This window comes from Rhodococcus sp. LW-XY12, assembly GCF_019317345.1.
Lineage (GTDB): Bacteria > Actinomycetota > Actinomycetes > Mycobacteriales > Mycobacteriaceae > Rhodococcus > Rhodococcus pyridinivorans.
The window spans coordinates 866,074-880,812 of the sequence record NZ_CP079225.1 but is presented as its reverse complement, the minus strand read 5'-3'; the positions used below and the strand labels follow the sequence as shown (position 1 = coordinate 880,812).

Annotated in this window: 14 protein-coding genes and 1 pseudogene; 8 read left to right on the top strand and 7 right to left on the bottom strand. The window is 68.9% G+C overall.

Translation table 11 applies throughout. The features are described 5' to 3' along the window. Positions 1-11 precede the first annotated feature (11 nt). Positions 12-524 carry a hypothetical protein gene (locus KXC42_RS04240; RefSeq protein WP_064852823.1) on the top strand — a complete coding sequence of 171 codons (513 nt, stop codon included), beginning with the start codon at positions 12-14 and terminating at the stop codon, positions 522-524. Here the strand turns inward: KXC42_RS04240 and KXC42_RS04235 are convergent. Next, positions 507-2,306, bottom strand: a complete 1,800-nt coding sequence (locus KXC42_RS04235; protein ID WP_039587542.1) for an acyl-CoA dehydrogenase — start codon at positions 2,304-2,306, stop codon at positions 507-509. The genes KXC42_RS04240 and KXC42_RS04235 overlap by 18 nt on opposite strands. A gap of 90 nt (positions 2,307-2,396) precedes the next feature. On the opposite strand from KXC42_RS04235, the gene KXC42_RS04230 reads away from it, so the two are divergent. After that, entirely contained in the window at positions 2,397-3,077 is a 681-nt protein-coding gene (locus KXC42_RS04230) for a TetR/AcrR family transcriptional regulator (RefSeq protein WP_052039992.1), read from the top strand. A gap of 70 nt (positions 3,078-3,147) precedes the next feature. On the opposite strand, the gene KXC42_RS27060 is transcribed toward KXC42_RS04230, so the two are convergent. From KXC42_RS27060 to bla, 4 genes and pseudogenes are all read right to left on the bottom strand, one after another. Beyond that, the gene (locus tag KXC42_RS27060; protein ID WP_039958015.1) at positions 3,148-3,513 is read right to left on the bottom strand and encodes an FKBP-type peptidyl-prolyl cis-trans isomerase; all 366 of its coding nucleotides are present in this window, start codon (positions 3,511-3,513) and stop codon (positions 3,148-3,150) included. A gap of 6 nt (positions 3,514-3,519) precedes the next feature. Beyond that, positions 3,520-3,870: pseudogene (locus tag KXC42_RS27055) on the bottom strand (FKBP-type peptidyl-prolyl cis-trans isomerase); the annotation flags it as partial. 50 nt (positions 3,871-3,920) lie between these two features. Next, positions 3,921-5,219, bottom strand: coding sequence for a citrate synthase (locus tag KXC42_RS04220; protein ID WP_006551650.1), 1,299 nt, complete (start codon positions 5,217-5,219; stop codon positions 3,921-3,923). A gap of 271 nt (positions 5,220-5,490) precedes the next feature. After that, positions 5,491-6,468: a class A beta-lactamase gene (gene bla, locus KXC42_RS04215; RefSeq protein WP_257606021.1), complete on the bottom strand. Its 978-nt coding sequence runs from the start codon at positions 6,466-6,468 to the stop codon at positions 5,491-5,493. Positions 6,469-6,635: 167 nt separating this feature from the next. Between bla and KXC42_RS04210 the strand changes: the two genes are divergently transcribed. Both KXC42_RS04210 and KXC42_RS04205 read left to right on the top strand, forming a co-directional pair. Then, positions 6,636-7,511: a LysR family transcriptional regulator gene (locus tag KXC42_RS04210; protein WP_006551653.1), complete on the top strand. Its 876-nt coding sequence runs from the start codon at positions 6,636-6,638 to the stop codon at positions 7,509-7,511. Continuing rightward, positions 7,508-8,455, top strand: a complete 948-nt coding sequence (locus KXC42_RS04205; protein WP_019289918.1) for a serine hydrolase — start codon at positions 7,508-7,510, stop codon at positions 8,453-8,455. Before KXC42_RS04210 ends, KXC42_RS04205 begins: the two co-directional genes overlap by 4 nt. Here the strand turns inward: KXC42_RS04205 and KXC42_RS04200 are convergent. Both KXC42_RS04200 and pdxH read right to left on the bottom strand, forming a co-directional pair. Then, complete coding sequence (locus KXC42_RS04200) at positions 8,438-9,706, bottom strand: MFS transporter (protein WP_006551656.1); 1,269 nt, start codon at positions 9,704-9,706, stop codon at positions 8,438-8,440. The two genes, KXC42_RS04205 and KXC42_RS04200, sit on opposite strands and share 18 nt — an antisense overlap. After that, positions 9,703-10,389 (bottom strand): pyridoxamine 5'-phosphate oxidase, encoded by a 687-nt coding sequence (gene pdxH / locus KXC42_RS04195; protein ID WP_197481817.1) that lies wholly within the window; start codon positions 10,387-10,389, stop codon positions 9,703-9,705. Before pdxH ends, KXC42_RS04200 begins: the two co-directional genes overlap by 4 nt. A 184-nt stretch (positions 10,390-10,573) precedes the next feature. Between pdxH and KXC42_RS04190 the strand changes: the two genes are divergently transcribed. From KXC42_RS04190 to KXC42_RS04175, 4 genes are all read left to right on the top strand, one after another. Beyond that, on the top strand, positions 10,574-11,701 hold the full coding sequence (locus tag KXC42_RS04190) for a citrate synthase 2 (protein ID WP_019289920.1): 1,128 nt from the start codon (positions 10,574-10,576) through the stop codon (positions 11,699-11,701). A gap of 104 nt (positions 11,702-11,805) precedes the next feature. Beyond that, positions 11,806-12,927 carry a phosphoserine transaminase gene (serC, locus tag KXC42_RS04185; RefSeq protein ID WP_006551659.1) on the top strand — a complete coding sequence of 374 codons (1,122 nt, stop codon included), beginning with the start codon at positions 11,806-11,808 and terminating at the stop codon, positions 12,925-12,927. A gap of 220 nt (positions 12,928-13,147) precedes the next feature. Further along, positions 13,148-14,017 (top strand): septation protein SepH, encoded by an 870-nt coding sequence (gene sepH / locus KXC42_RS04180; RefSeq protein WP_197483268.1) that lies wholly within the window; start codon positions 13,148-13,150, stop codon positions 14,015-14,017. Between the two features lie 14 nt (positions 14,018-14,031). Then, entirely contained in the window at positions 14,032-14,733 is a 702-nt protein-coding gene (locus KXC42_RS04175) for a hypothetical protein (RefSeq protein ID WP_219129963.1), read from the top strand. The last annotated feature ends 6 nt before the right edge of the window (positions 14,734-14,739 follow it).

The window sequence follows — 14,739 nt, the reverse complement described above, 5'->3', positions numbered from 1 at the left end:
ACGTGACGAACATGCGCGTCGTCTTCACGAAGGGTCCCGGGATCGGGTACGAGATCGCGGTGCACCGCGACATCGGTCCGGAGCTCGCTCCGCGCAACGGCCCGGGCGGTCACCCCTATCTCCCCCACGACCTCGTGCACCTGCTGGTCGAGAACGAGGCGGGTATCGAACTCGGTGTCTTCGGGCAGTTGGCCGCGGGCGACAACGGCATGTTCTGGCCCGTCGACAATGCGGAGCGGACCAGAGCGGGTCGGCGTCGGCGCTCGAAGAAGCATGCGATGCCGCCGCGCGCGGAGGCCGACATGATCAGGTCGGAGACACTGGCGCGCATCGCCGTTCCCGTCTGGGAGGCGCGACGCGGCCTGGCGTCGGGCCTTCCGGCATATGTGTCCGCGCACGATGTCACCCCGGTGGTCGACCGGATCGTCGACACCTTCGACGACTACGCCGACCGGTGGCATGCGCTACCGGTCGGCGGGTCGGTGACGGTCATCTGGAAGGTGTCGTTACAGAACCGACGGTGACACGTCGAGGGTCGTGCGGTCGAGGCTTGCGAGCAGATCGAACTGCGGACCGGTCTTGGGCAGTTCGAAACGGAAGAAATACCGTGCGGCGGCGCGCTTCCCGTCGAAGAAGTCGCCCTCGCGGTCGCCCACCGCGAGAAGCTGCTCGAGCCACATCCACGCCACCACCACGTGCCCGACGGCTTCGAGGTAGACCGACGAGTTGGCCAGGGCCACAGCGGGATCGCCGGTGGACCACAGCGTCGCGGTCGTCTCCGCGACGCGCGCCACGGCCGCGCCCAACTGCTGGGCGTAGGCGGCGGCGTCGCCCCCGGCCTGCGTCGCCCGCGCGATCGTCTCGCCCACCGCTTCGCCGAGCAGCGCGAGAGCGGCACCGCCCTGCATGATCACCTTGCGGCCGAGTAGGTCGAGGCCCTGGATGCCGTGCGTGCCTTCGTGAATGGGGTTGAGTCGGTTGTCGCGGTAGAACTGCTCGACGTCGAACTCGCGAGTGTAGCCGTAGCCGCCGAGCACCTGGATCGCGAGGCTGTTGGCTTCGAGGCACCACTGCGACGGCCAGGACTTCGCGATGGGCGTGAGCAGGTCCAGCAGCAGACCGGCGCGGGTGCGCTCGTCGTCGCTCTCGGCGGTGCGCTGCACGTCGACGAGCTTCGAGCAGTACAACCCCAGCGCGAGAGCGCCTTCGACATAGGACTTCTGCGCCAACAACATTCGTCGCACATCGGCGTGTTCGACGAGCGGCACCTGCGGCGAGGCCGGATCCTTGGCGCCGAGCGGCCGGCCCTGCGTGCGGGTACGGGCGTAGTCGAGCGACTGCAGGTACCCGGCGTAGCCGAGGGAGGTGGCGAGGAAGCCGACGCCGATCCGGGCCTCGTTCATCATGTGGAACATGTACGACAGGCCCTCGTGCGGCTCACCGAGCAGGTAGCCGACCGCACCGGCCTCGCCGCCGGGGGTGTGGACGCCCTCGCCGAAGTTGAGCAGGGTGTTGGTGGTGCCGCGGTTGCCCATCTTGTGGTTGAGGCCGACGAGCGCGACGTCGTTGCGTTCGCCGAGCGTGCCGTCGGCCTCGACGAGGAATTTCGGGACGATGAACAGCGAGATGCCCTTCACCCCGTCCGGCCCGCCGGGGATCTTGGCGAGGACGAGGTGGACGATGTTCTCGGTGAGTTCGTGGTCGCCGCCGGAGATCCACATCTTGGTGCCGGTGAGCCGGTAGGTGCCGTCGGCGGCGGGCACGGCCCTGGTGGTGATGTCGGCGAGCGACGAACCGGCCTGCGGTTCGGACAGGCACATGGTGCCGAAGAAGCGGCCCTCGAGCATCGGCGGCACGAACGTCTCGATCTGCTCGTCGCTGCCGTGGGTGACCAGCAGGTTCGCGTTGGCTGCGGTGAGGAAGGGATACGCCGAGGTGCCGGCGTTCGCGGCCTGGAACCACGCCATCGAGGCACGTTGCACGGCGACCGGCAGTTGCATGCCGCCGTGCTCCTCGTCGAACCCGCCGGCGAGTAGTCCCGCCTTGCAGAACAGGTCGAGCGCGTCCTTGACCTCGGGGATGATCTCGACGCGACCGTCCTCGCCGATGCGAGGCTCCTGAGCGTCGCCCTTCTTGTTGTGGGTAGCGAAGTGCTTGGTGGCGATGTCGGCGCTCAGGTCGAGTACGGCGTCGAAGGTCTCCCGTGAATGCTCGGCGAAGCGGTCGCGAGCGGTGAGGGACTCGATGTCGAGCCAGTCGTACAGGAGGAAGTCCAGGTCGCGGCGGGACAGGACTGGAGAAGGCATCGAGGATCCTTTCGGGCGACTCGGATATCGGCCGTAGCAGGAGCGAACTCAGCAGAACGAACTAAGCGCTCACTCAGTAGACCAACGACGGTGCATGATGTCAACGACGCCTTCTCCGCGACCCGCAGGACGGACCCCGTGACCGACACACCCGAGCAGACCCCCGAGGCCTCTCTTGTCGCAGCGCTCCCGAGCGGTGGATCCGAGGTCGCGCGCCGGCTGGTCGCCTCCGCGGTGGAGTCCTTCGCACGCCGCGGCTACCACGCGACCACCACCCGAGACATCTCCGTCGGCGCAGGATTGAGCCCCGCAGCGCTCTATGTGCACTTCCCGTCCAAGGAGGCCGTGCTCTTCGAGGCCGGCCGCAACGGGCACCTCCACGTCCTCGAGGAGGTCGAGAGCGCCGCCACGAGTTCCACCGACCCGATCGAGCGGATCCGCGCCATCGTCGACCGTTTCGTGCGGATCCACGCCGTGCACCACACCACCTGCCGGGTCGCGCAGTACGAACTGCATGCGCTCTCGGAGGAGCACTACCGCGAGATCGCGGAGATCCGCAGGCGCACCGACGCGGTGGTCCGTGAGGTCATCTCCTCGGGGGTCGACATCGGCGCGTTCCGGGTCGGCGACGTGCCCACCGCAGCACTGGCGATCCTGTCGCTGGGGATCGACGTCGCCCGCTGGTACCGGCCCGGCCGCGTGGACGTCGACGATCTGGCCCGCAACTACGTCGGCCTCGCATTGTCGATGCTCGGGGCGCCCCGTAACTGAACGAAGACGAGGCCCGCAACCCCGGTGGTCTCACCGGTGTTGCGGGCCTCGGATGTCGTTGCGGGTCCGGCTATCCGACGCCGAGCAGATCGATTACGAAGACCAGCGTCTTGCCTCCGAGCGGATGCCCGGAACCGGCCGGTCCGTACGCGAGCTGCGGGGGCACCGTGAGCTTGCGGCGTCCACCGACGCGCATGCCCGGAATGCCTTCCTGCCAGCCCGGGATCAGTCGTCCGAGCGGGAAGCGGACGGAATCGCCGCGAGCGAACGACGAGTCGAACACATCGTTGGTGTCGTACTCCACGCCGTGGTAGTGCACGTCGACCACGCCGCCGGGCTGCGCTTCGTCGCCGTCACCGATGGTGATGTCCTCGATGACGAGATCGGCGGGCGCCGGGCCGGTCGCCGGCTCGACCGTCGGAACCTCCGGCGGCACCTGCACGGCGAGCAGGTCGATGATGAACACGAGCGTCTTGCCCGACAGGCGGTGGCCCGACCCGGCGGGACCGTAGGCGAGCTCCGGCGGGATGGTCAGCTGGCGACGGCCGCCGACCTTCATACCCGGGATGCCCTCCTGCCAGCCGGCGATCAGACCGGACAGCGGGAAGGTGATGGACTCACCACGGCTCCACGACGAGTCGAACTCTTCACCGGTATCGAACTCGACCCCGACGTAGTGGACTTCGACCTTCGATCCGGGCTCCGCTTCGGCACCTTCGCCGACCACCAGGTCCTTGATGACCAACTGGGTGGGGGCGGGACCCTCCTGGAACTCGATTTCAGGCTTTGTCATGCGTGTCTCCTCGTCGGGATTCGGTCGATCTTTCCGGTCGCTCCGAGGGTTCAGCGCTCCTCGAGGGACGTGTACGGGCGCTCGGTGTAACCGGTGTAGATCTGACGCGGACGGCCGATCTTCAGGGTCGGGTCCGAGTGCATCTCACGCCAGTGCGCGATCCAGCCGGGCAGGCGACCCAGGGCGAACAGCACGGTGAACATGCGGTCCGGGAAGCCCATCGCACGGTAGATCAGGCCCGTGTAGAAGTCGACGTTCGGGTACAGCTTGCGCTCGATGAAGTAGTCGTCCGTGAGGGCGGCCTCTTCGAGCTTCATGGCGATCTCGAGCAGTTCGTCGCCCGCACCGAGCTTCTTGAGGATGCGGTCGGCGGTCTTCTTGACGATCGCGGCCCGCGGGTCGTAGTTGCGGTAGACGCGGTGCCCGAAGCCCATGAGCTTCACGCCGTCTTCCTTGTTCTTGACCTTGCGGACGAAGTCCTTGACGTCGCCGTCGGACTTGTGGATGCCGTCGAGCATCTCGAGCACGGCCTGGTTGGCGCCGCCGTGCAGCGGGCCCCACAGTGCGTTGATGCCGCCCGAGATGGACGTGAAGAGATTGGCGTCCGAGGAACCGACGAGGCGCACCGTCGACGTCGAGCAGTTCTGCTCGTGATCGGCGTGCAGGATGAGCAGCATGTCGAGCGCCTGAGCGATCTCGGGATCGATCTCGTAGGGCTCGGCCGGGAAGCCGAAGGTCATGCGCAGGAAGTTCTCGACCAGCGACAGCGAGTTGTCGGGGTAGAGGAAGGGCTGACCGACCGACTTCTTGTAGGCGTAGGCCGCGATGGTCGGCAGCTTGGCGAGCAGACGGATCGTCGACAGCTCGACCTGCTCGGAGTCGTCCGGATCGAGGGAGTCGGGGTAGTACGCCGACAGGGCGTTGACCGCGCTCGACACGACGGGCATCGGGTGCGCGTTGCGCGGGAAGCCGTCGAAGAACCGCTTGAGATCCTCGTGCAGGAGGGTGTGGCGGCGGATCTTGTCGGTGAAGACCTCGAGCTGCTCCGCAGTCGGCAGCTCACCGTAGATCAGCAGGTAGCTGACCTCGATGAACGTCGACTTCTCGGCGAGCTGCTCGATCGGGTATCCGCGGTACCGCAGAATGCCCTTCTCGCCGTCGATGTACGTGATCGCCGACTTCGTGGAGGCGGTGTTGACGAAACCCGGGTCGAGGGTGGTGTACCCGGTCGCCGCGAGGAGCTTGCCCAGCTCGATACCGTCATTGCCTTCCGTCGCCTTGGCGATCGACATCGTGTGTTCGCCACCGGGGTAGCTGAGGGTGGGGTTGGTGTCATTCTCAGCGGGCACGAAGGATCCCTCTCAAGCTCAGACCTACGAGAAACTTCCGGACATTCACGTAGAACCTAGCCGTAGCGCAGGGTATGCGCTGCGGCAGGGTCCGCCGAAGGTCCCCGATCGGTATGTCGTCCATGTGGGTTCCGAACGCTCGCCCGCACCCTCCGCGACTGCGCCGCAAGGCCGGCACACGCCGATAACCTGCGGCAATACTACCCGGGTCTCACCAAGGTCGTTACGCGGGGATCTGCGCGTATCCGGCGCCCCACGCCGGCCACTGTACTCACGGCACAGCGAAGAGTGCGTCGACCAGCACGGCGGTGGTCTCCGCGACGGGCGCGCCCTCGAGGGGTGCGTCGGGGTCGCCGGTGGTCGAGTCCGACAGGATCGCCAGCAGCAGCGGTTGCCCGTCCGGCGACCACACCACCCCGGCGTCGTTCACCGTCCCGTGATTGCCCCCGCCCGTCTTGTCCGCCGACGTCCATCCCGGCGGCAATCCCCCGCGGATCCGGGTGTCCGAGGTGGTGGTGGCGCGCATCCAGCCGAGCAGTGTCCGCTGTTGCGGCGCGGGCAACCCCGCGCCGAGGAGCACCTCCCGGAAGCCGCGAGCGAGTCCGGCAGCGGTGGTGGTGTCGCGCTCGTCGCCCCGTGCCGCCTCGTTGAGTTCGGGTTCCCAGCGGTCGAGCCGGGTGGTCTCGTCCCCGACGGAACGGGCGAAGGCGGTGACGGCCCCGGGTCCGCCGATCCGTTGGAGCATCAGGTTTCCGGCAGTGTTGTCGCTGCGGGTGAGCGCGGCCTCGCACAGCCGGTCGATCGGCAGTACGCGCCCCTGATGTTCCGAGGTCACCGGCGAATTGACGACGATGTCCTCCGGGTCGATCGGGAAGGTCTCGTCGAGACGGAGGGATCCTTCCGCCTCGAGTCGCAGGATCGCGGCGGCGGCGTAAACCTTGAACGGAGAACAGATCGCGAACCGTTCGTCGGCCCGATAGGTGTGGACGCGCCCGGTCACCGGCGACTGCGCGACCACACCGAGCCGCACGGCGTAGCGGTCCTCGATCTCCCGGAGACGCTCGTCGACACCGGCGGCGAGCAGATGTGTGCCGGGTACCGAATCGGCCGTCGTCGACGGCCCCCTGGCGACCGGACCGTCCGGCGACCCGCAGGCCGCCGCGGCGGCGACGGAGGACAAGGCGAGGGCGGAGTGGAGAAAACCCCTGCGCGACAATCCTTTCCGGAGAAGTGAATCGGTGGAAGTCATGCCGACAGGACACCACCGACGGGAGTCGCCCCGCCAATACCCACCCGCCGTCCGCACGAGTCGGAAGAACTATCGCCGCTGTTGGAGGCGGGGACGACGGACGGGATCCGGCCGCGCGACACGCCGGGTCGGTGAATCGTCCGCCCGTGCTGATTGAATCCCCTGCCATGGACCTGATCCGCCACCTCCGGTTCTTCGTCACCGTCGCGGAGGAAGGACACTTCGGCCGGGCCGCGGCGGTGCTCGACATGACGCAACCTCCTCTGTCACAAGGACTTCGGAAACTCGAGCAGCATCTCGGTTCCGAACTCGTGCATCGCACCAGGCAGGGAGCGGTCCTCACGCCCGCCGGAGCGGAACTGCTCCCCCGCGCTCGTCTCCTCGTCGACGACGCCGATCGTTTCCTCGCCGAGGCCGGGCGCGTCGCCCGCGCCCGGGGTCTTCTGCACTGGGGTGCCACCCGCGTACTACCCGATCGCCTGGTCACCCTGTGCGTCACCGTTCTGAGCAGACGCGGTGAGGCGACGGTGGCGACGCGTTCCGCGAGCACGGTCGAACTCGTCGACGCCGTCCGCTCGGGCATGTGCGATCTCGCCGTCGTCGAGCATCCGGCTCTGACCGAAGGACTCGAGGCCGGCCCGGTGGTCAAACTCCGGCGATGGCTGGTCGTGCCGGCCGACCACCGCAGCGCCCGCTCCGACCGACCCCGTCTGCCGATGCTCTCCGACCTGACGTTCGCCGCGCCGCCGCGGACGGGGAACCCGGCGGCCTTCGACGCGGCGCAGGATCTGCTGCGCGAACGCGGACTCGATGTCGAGACCACCCCGGCGGCGGACGACCGCGCGGTGCTCGCCGCCGTGGCCGCCGGTACCCACTTCGGGATGTCGACCTCACCGCCCGGCTCGGTGCCCGGCGTGGCCTGGCTGGACTGGGCTCCGTCCGCGCTGGCCCTGCGGGTGCGCATCGTGCGACGTGCCGACGCCGATGTCGGTGCGCACGTCGACGCCCTCGACCGCGTGCTGTTCAAGGAACGCGTCCGGTGAAAGGCGGGGAACGGCGAGACACGGCGGTCGACCGGATCCGCGCGGTGTTCGCGGATGCCGGGTGCACGGGATGGCTGCACGCCCGCCGGTGTTCGGATCCACGTGCGGCGACGCTGTCGGTGCGCGGGGACGAACGCGTGGTCCTCGCGTCGGTGTACAAGCTTCCGCTGTTCCTCGCGTTCTGCGCGGAGGTGGACGCCGGCCGACTCGACGCATCCGGGCAGCTGCGGATCGTGCCGTCGGACTGCACCCCCGGCCCGACCGGGATCGCGAGCTTCCGGGATCCGGTGACGATGAGCCGACGCGACGTGGCCGCATCGATGATGACGGTGTCCGACAACGCGGCGGCCGATGTGCTGCTCGGCGAGATCGGCACGACCACCGTCGAGGAACTCCTCGCGCGCCTCGGACTCACGCGGACCCGGATCATCGGTGGCACGGCGGACGTCTATCAGCGCCTCGTCGAGGAGACGGACACCCGCACCACCGTCGAGGCGTTCCGGGCGCTCACCGACATCGACGCGGCCTGGACGGTCTCGGCGTACGACCCGGCCTACACGAGCGCGACCATCCCGGAGGAGATGACCCGGCTGCTCGAGGCCGTGTGGTCGGGCTCGGTGCTCTCGCCCGAGAGCACCGCCTTCGCGCAGCAGGTGATGCGCGCCCAGGTCTGGCCGCACCGCATCGCGTCGGGCTTCCCGCATCGCGGGGTCGCGATCGCCGGCAAGACCGGCACGATCGGCATCATCCGCAACGAGGTGGCGGTCGTCGAGTTCCCCGGCGAGTATCCGATCGCCGTCGCGGTGTTCACCCGCGCCGCCCGCGCGGATCCCGTACTGCCGGTCGTCGATGCAGCGATCGGTGAGGCCGCGCGCATCGCCGTCACGGAGTTGCGTGCTCCCTTGCCGTGCGACTCCGCAGGCGCGTCATCCGAGAGTGCGTGAGACCCGGTAGCGCACGAAGGCCGGGAAGGCGACGACGCACACGAGCGTGCCGACGATGACGAGGACGCCGCCACCGGCAGCCGCGACGGCCGTGCCTGCAGCCGCTGCGGCGGCGCCGTGGAGCACGTCGCCGATGCGCGGTCCGCCCGCGACGACGACGATGAACACGCCCTGCAAGCGGCCACGCATCTCGTCGGTGGCGACGGTCTGCAGCATCGTCGAGCGGAAGGCCGCGGACACCATGTCGACCGCCCCGCCGAACGCCAGGAAGAACAGGGCGACCCACAGCAGCAGACCGCTGCCGTCGGGCTCGGCCCACCACACCGCGACACCGAAGCCGACCATCGCCACGCCCCACAGGACGATGCACACGATCACGGCGAGACCCTGGCGCTGCACCCGCGGCAGCCATCCGGAGAAGACGCCGCCGATCACCGCGCCGACCGACATGGCCGCGAACAGCAGACCGAGGGCGAAGCCGCCCTGCGCCGGATCGCCGAACGACTCGTGGGCGATCTGCGGGAACAGGGCGCGCGGCATCCCGAACACCATGGCGACGATGTCGACGACGAACGACGCCAGCAGGATCTTCTGGCCCGACAGGTACCGGAAACCGTCGAAGACCGCGCGCAATCCGGCCTTGGTGACCTCACCGAGCGGCGGGATCGCCGGAAGTCGGACCACCGCCCACAGCGTGGCGAGCAGGAAGATCGCGTCCAGCAGGTAGAGGGTGGACAGACCCACGACGGGAATGAGAGCGCCGGCGAACAACGGACCGGCGATCGCCCCGAACTGCACGACCGTCATGTTCAGCGAGGTGGCCGCCGCGATCTGCCCGACCGGCAGCAACCGCGGGATCACCGCCGCGCGGGTGGGTTGGTTGACGGCGAAGAACGCCTGCTGCACCGAGAAGAGACAGAGCAGTACCCACACGTTGTTCAGACCGATCGCGGCCTGCGCCCACAACAACAGCGACGTGACACCGAGACCGGTGGAGGTGACGATGAGCAGTTTCCGGCGGTCCATCGCATCGGCGAGCGCTCCACCCCACAGGCCGAACACCACGAGCGGCACGAGCCCGAACACGCCGGTCAACCCCACATAAGCGGAGTTCCGGGTGATCTCGTAGATCTGCTGGGGTACGGCGACGACCGCCATCTGCGCACCGATGACGGTGACGATCCCGGCCCACCACAGCCGGGCGTAGTCCTTGTTGCGCAGCGGTGTGGTGTCGGCGAGCAGGCGCCTCACGGTTGCAGACGCTCGGCGATCCAGCGACCGTCCACCAGGCGGGTCCGGATCCGGTTGTGCAACCGGTTGGGCCGGCCCTGCCAGAACTCGACAGACTCGGGCACGATGCGGAATCCACCCCAGAACGGCGGCACCGGGATGTCGTCGTCGACCTCGTAGCGCTCGGCGGCCTCGACGAGGGCGTGCTCGAGATCGGCGCGTTCGGCCACGGGACGCGACTGCTGCGACGCCCATGCGCCCAGGCGGGATCCGCGCGGCCGCGTCTGCCAGTACGCGAGGGTCTCCTCGTCTGGCACGCGCACGACCGGTCCGCGGACGGTCACCTGCCGGTAGACCGGTAGCCAGAGGAAGGTCGCCGACGCGTAGGGGTGCCCGGCCAGATGGCGGCCCTTGTCGGACTCGAAGTTGGTGAAGAAGGTCAGGCCGTCGGCGTCGATCTTCTTGCACAGCACGGTGCGGGTCGCCGGGTGGCCGCGCTCGTCGACGGTCGCGAGCACCATCGCGTTCGGCTCGGGCACCGCGGTGGCGACCGCGTTCGCAAACCACGTACGCACCAGCGGAAGCCAGCCCTCGGCGACATCGCCGGGGGTGAGATCGCGGTCGGCCGAGGACTCGTCGGTCGGCCCGGACGGGCTGTAGTCGACACGCATACGCGCGAGGTCGTCACCCTCGGGGCGCGGCAACGGGAAATCGGACGGCACGAACGACGACGGTACTCCCGGCATCCGGGCAGCGACGCTCGGACCACGGGCGCTACAGTTTTCCCGACGACCCGAGTGGGGCGCCGATCACACCTGACGGTGACCTCATTCCACCGGCAGCGCGGCTCGGACCGGGCCGTGCTCGAACGAGGAGAGCCCAACCGTCATGGCAGCGCGCGCGTCAGTTCCCGAGGATTTCGTCGCAGGACTCGAAGGCGTGGTCGCCTTCACGAGCGACATCGCCGAGCCCGACAAGGACGGTGGCGCACTGCGCTATCGCGGCGTCGACATCGAAGAGCTCGTCGAGAAGGGAGTGACCTTCGGCGACGTGTGGGCCCTGCTCGTCGACGGCGAGTTCGGTCGCGGCCTGTACCCGGCCGAGCCGTTCCCCCTGCCGATCCACACCGGCGACGTGCGTGTCGACGTCCAGGCCGGTCTGGCGATGCTCGCACCCATCTGGGGCTTCCGTCCGCTGCTCGACATCGACGACGCCACGGCCCGCGACAATCTCGCCCGCGCCGCGGTGATGGCCCTGTCCTATGTGGCGCAGTCAGCCCGCGGCATCTACCAGCCCGCCGTGCCGCAGCAGCGCATCGACGAGGCGAGCACCGTCACCGAGCGCTTCATGGTGCGGTGGAAGGGCGACCCGGATCCCAAGCACGTCGAGGCGATCGACGCCTACTGGGTCTCGGCGGCCGAGCACGGCATGAACGCCTCGACGTTCACTGCCCGGGTCATCGCCTCGACCGGCGCGGACGCGGCCGCCTCGCTTTCCGGCGCGGTCGGCGCGATGTCCGGCCCGCTGCACGGCGGTGCCCCGGCCCGCGTGCTGCCGATGATCGAGGAGACCGAACGCACCGGCGATCCGCGCGGTCTGGTCAAGGGCATCCTCGACCGCAAGGAGAAGCTCATGGGCTTCGGTCACCGTGTCTACCGCGCCGAGGACCCCCGCGCCCGGGTGCTGCGCAGCACCGCCCAGCGGCTCGACGCTCCGCGCTTCGAGGCGGCGGCCGCGCTCGAGCAGGCCGCCCTCACCGAGCTGCGCGAGCGTCGTCCCGACCGGGCGATCGAGACCAACGTCGAGTTCTGGGCTGCGGTGATCCTCGATTTCGCCGAGGTCCCCGCCGCGATGATGCCCGCGATGTTCACCTGCGGACGGACCGCCGGCTGGTGCGCCCACATCCTCGAGCAGAAGCGTCTGGGCAAGCTCGTGCGTCCCGCGGCGATCTACACCGGCCCCGATCCCCGCCCTGCCTCCGAGGTCACGGGCTGGGATTCGATCACGCATCGCTGATGCCTCTTCCTCGGCCGGGCCGACCAGCGCCCGGCGGAGGCTCCGAGGGGGCGGTCTAGACTGCCTGTGCACCATGTCCCTCGACTCTTAGGACACGCATTCCGATGGCAGACGCGTCACCGATCATTCCCGCCGACCTCAAGCCCGCAGACGGCCGCTTCGGCTGCGGCCCGTCCAAGGTTCGTCCCGAGCAGCTGCAGTCGCTGGTCGATGTCGGCGCTTCGGTGTTCGGCACCAGCCACCGGCAGAAGCCGGTCAAGGACGTCGTCGCCCGTGTCCGCTCGGGTCTGCGCGACCTGTTCTCCCTGCCCGAGGGCTACGAGGTCGTCCTCGGCAACGGCGGCACCACCGCCTTCTGGGACGCTGCGGCCTTCGGTCTGATCCGGGAGCGCTCGCAGCACTTCACCTACGGCGAGTTCTCGTCGAAGTTCGCGACGGTCGCGAAGAAGAACCCGTTCATCGGCGATCCGATCGTCGTGGGTTCGGAGCCGGGCTCGGCTCCGGAGATCGTCGCCGACGCATCGGCCGACCTCATCGGCTGGGCGCACAACGAGACCTCCACGGGTGTCGCGGTTCCGGTGCAGCGTCCCGCCGGTTCCGACAACACCCTGATCGCGATCGACGCGACCTCGGGTGCCGGCGGCCTGCCGGTGAACATCTCCGACACCGACGTGTACTACTTCGCCCCGCAGAAGTGCTTCGCCGCCGACGGTGGCCTGTGGATCGCGTTGATGAGCCCGGCCGCGCTCGAGCGTGTCGCCGAGATCAAGGAATCGGGTCGCTTCACCCCCGAGTTCCTGTCGCTGCCGATCGCCGTCGACAACAGCAGCAAGGACCAGACCTACAACACCCCGGCACTGGCCACCCTGCTGATGTTCGCGAACCAGATCGAGTGGCTCAACGGCAACGGCGGTCTCGACTGGGCCGTGGCGCGCACGAAGGATTCGTCCTCGCGCCTGTACGAGTGGGCCGAGGCCTCCGAGTACGCGACGCCGTTCGTCGCCGATCCGTCGCTGCGTTCGCAGGTCGTCGGCACCGTCGACTTCGCCGACTCCGTCGACGCGGCGAAAGTCGCGAAGATCCTGCGGGCCAACGGCATCGTCGACACCGAGCCGTACCGCAAGCTCGGCCGCAACCAGCTGCGCATCGGTATGTTCCCGGCCATCGATCCCGAGGACGTCACGCAGCTGACCAAGTGCATCGACTGGGTCGTCTCCCAGCTCTGAGTACGCCGCACAGCGGGGCCGGGTCCGATGTCGGATCCGGCCCCGTTGTTGTCATAGTCTCGACCTCGCATCGAGACATTTCGGTGAACCCTGGACGATAACGCGCCGCGTCGGATTTCTTGCGATGTCGCTCGGCGTGGCGCGGCGTGTCCGGCCACGAAAAATATCCAGGTCGGTTACAGTCGGGCGGGTCAATCGCGATCGGCGCGAGGAGGTCAAGGTGCGAGAGCTTCGAGTGGTCGGTCTCGAGCCCGATGCTAAGCATGTGGTGCTCGCCGATCCCACGACGGGGGACAAGTTCCGCATTCCCGTCGACGACACCCTGCGCGCGGCCGCTCGCGGAGATCTGGCCCGTCTCGGCCAGATCCAGATCGAGACGACCAGCCAGCTCCGCCCTCGCGAGATCCAGGCCCGCATCCGCGGCGGCGCCTCGGTCGAACAGGTGGCCGACGAGGCCGGCGTCCCGGTCGCCAAGGTCGAACGGTTCGCCTATCCCGTCCTGCTCGAGCGGTCCCGGGCCGCCGACATGGCCAAGAAAGGCCATCCCGTCCGCCCCGACGGTCCCGCCGTCGAGACCCTCCACGAGATCGTCACGCAGGCCTTCCGCGCTCGCGGGCACAGCCTCGACGAAGCCGAGTGGGACGCCTGGCGCGACGACGAGGGCTTCTGGGTCGCGCAGTTGCGGTGGCACGCCGGTCGTTCCACGAACCGCGCGCACTGGCGCTACCAGCCCGACGCTCACGGCGGCACGATCACCGCGCTCGACGACATTGCCGCCGATCTCGTCGATCCCGATTGCGGCCGTCCCCTGCGCTACCTGACCCCGGTCTACTCGGCGCGCGACGTCGACGATTCTACTGAGGTGGAGAACGCCGACCATCACGCCCCGATCGCGCTGGAGGCTCCCGCTTCCGACGAACCGGCTCCGGAGCCGGTCGCCGACGAGGAGACCACCGTCGCCGTCACGGTGCCCGACGACGCCGATGCATCGCGCGCGTCGCAGGCTCCCGCGAAGGACAAGCGCGGCAAGCCCGCGCTCCCCTCGTGGGACGACGTGCTGCTCGGTGTGCGCAGTAACGGACGCGTCTGAGGAAGTCGTCGACGATGTCGGCGACGGTGTCGACGCTCTGGTACGTCGACGCACCCGATCCCGTAGCGGTGCTGCGCGAGTTCTCTCCGGACCGCGATGCGGCGCGAGCACTTCTGTCGCGTCTGTTCCCGGAGTTCCAGGTCGATCCCGGCGCGCGGGTACCGCTCGCCGACGCCGAGGGCACCGGCGAGGACGATGGCGCCGAACAGTTCCGGGTCGGTAGCTATCCCGGTGTGACGGTGGTGTCGAGCCCCCGATTCGCACTACGCCACCCCTCGGAGCTGCCCACGATGTGGTTGCGCACGCCCGCCACCGAACGCACGTGCCTGCTGGCATCCGATCCGGCCGGTGCGTGGGGATCGTTCGCCGTGTGGGAGTGCGGCCGGCTGCGCCGCGGCTTCGGAGCGAACACCGTCGAGTTCTTCGAGGACCAGGGAATCCCGTTCGTATGGGAGCGGCCGTTCTGGGCGGGCGAGCATCCGCTCCGCTGGCCGCCGAACGTACCCCCTCCCCCGGAGTCCCTGCCCTTCCACCCTCGCAAGCTCGTCGAGGAGGCCCACGGGGCGTGGCTCGGGTTCCGCTATGTCGGGCGCCGCGACGACGAACTCGACCCGCGGAACATCGACACCTGGAGTTTCACGCTGCGCACCCCGGTCCCGCAGATCTCCGTCCCCGCACCGAAGACCTCCTGGTGGCGGCGACGCGCGGCGCACTGACGTGCC